This window comes from Frankia sp. CoBUL1, from assembly GCF_978021245.1.
In genome coordinates this window covers 1-1,703 of sequence record NZ_CDXDOS010000290.1, presented here as the reverse complement: position 1 = coordinate 1,703, position 1,703 = coordinate 1, and the positions used below count along the sequence as shown (strand labels likewise).

Here is a 1,703-nt window from a genome sequence, read left to right as displayed (position 1 = left end):
AGGGTCTTCGGCTGGTCCGCCACGTCGGGACGGGTCGACCGCCTCGGCCCGGTGGCCCTGGCCGGGAGCGGCGGCCCCGACGGCAGGGTCGGGTCGGGGCGGGACCGGCCCGGCGGACACCCGTCGTAGTCACCGGGCCGGAGTGCTGCGACACGCGCCGCGGCAGAACCGAGGGTGCCCGATCCGAGGGTGGTCGTGGGGGTCGTGGGGATGGATTGGGCCGTACCGGACGTGGTGACAGTAGATTTTACGATAACGGGATCGGTGCTGCCGGATACAGCGGCAGAGGCGGCGATGGCCGACTGCAGTTCGGATTCACGGGACACGTGTTTCCCTCCGTGTCTGGGGGATTGTCAGTGCTACCTGTGGTCGGTTTTCCGGATCGGGGCGTTGGTGCTACCCGCCAGAACCGGGTTGGGCGTACCCCCGCATCGAGGCGCGGAAAGCGGACTTCACGAACACCGTCCGCCCCGGGTAGCAGAGCGTCACGGGCCGCCCACCCGAAAGCCGTGGGCGGCGTCCATCAGGCACGATCGAACGACCATGACACTCACCGACCACCTTCCCCCGACTTCCGGCACCGGCCATGACGACGAACGGGCCCCCCACCCGAAGGACCCCGGCTCGAAGAACCCGGACCTGACCGGCCCCGGCGGGCCCGGCGGCGGGCCCGATCCCGACGCACTCTATGACGCGTTCACCAGGTGGGTCGCAGAGCAGGGGCTGGAGCTGTACCCGGCGCAGTCCGAGGCGCTGATCGAGATCGTCTCGGGGTCGAACGTGATCCTGGCGACGCCGACCGGGTCGGGCAAGAGCCTGGTCGCGGCGGGGGCGCACTTCGCGGCGCTGGCGGCGCGGCGGCGTACCTTCTACACCGCGCCGATCAAGGCGCTGGTGTCGGAGAAGTTCTTCGCGTTGTGCGCGATGTTCGGCGCGGCGCAGGTCGGGATGATGACCGGGGACGCCAGCGTGAACGACACGGCGCCGATCATCTGCTGTACGGCGGAGGTGCTGGCGAACATCGCGCTGCGCGACGGGGTCGCCGCCGACGTCGGTCAGGTCGTCATGGACGAGTTCCACTACTACGCCGACCCCGGCCGCGGCTGGGCCTGGCAGGTGCCGCTGCTGGAACTGCCGCACACCCAGTTCATCCTGATGTCGGCGACGCTCGGTGACGTGTCGCTGTTCGAGGCGGACCTGACGCGGCGCACCGGGCGCGGGACCGCGGTGGTGCGCTCCGCGCAGCGTCCGGTGCCGCTGTTCTACCGGTTCGTCACCACGCCGATGCACGAGACGATCGGTGAGCTGCTGGAGACCCACCAGGCTCCCGTCTACGTCGTGCACTTCACCCAGGCGCAGGCGTTGGAACGGGCGCAGGCACTGATGAGCGTGAACGTGTCGACCCGGGCGGAGAAGGACGCGATCGCGAGGACGATCGGGAACTTCCGGTTCACCGCCGGGTTCGGCAGGGTGCTGTCCCGGCTGGTCCGCCACGGCATCGGGGTGCATCACGCCGGAATGCTGCCGAAGTACCGCCGGCTGGTGGAGCAGCTCGCCCAGGCGGGGCTACTGAAAGTCATCTGCGGCACGGACACCCTGGGGGTGGGGATCAATGTGCCGATCCGCACGGTGGTGTTCACCTCCCTGTCGAAGTACGACGGGAGCAGGGTGCGGCTGCTGTCGGCACGGGAGTTCCATCAGAT

1 protein-coding gene is annotated in these 1,703 nt (G+C 69.5%); it reads left to right on the top strand.

Annotated elements, in window-relative coordinates; genetic code table 11:
* Positions 1 to 543: 543 nt before the first annotated feature.
* The coding region (locus tag AC08OX_RS15700) for a DEAD/DEAH box helicase (protein WP_476608498.1) at positions 544 to 1,703 on the top strand (1,160 nt) is incomplete at its 3' end.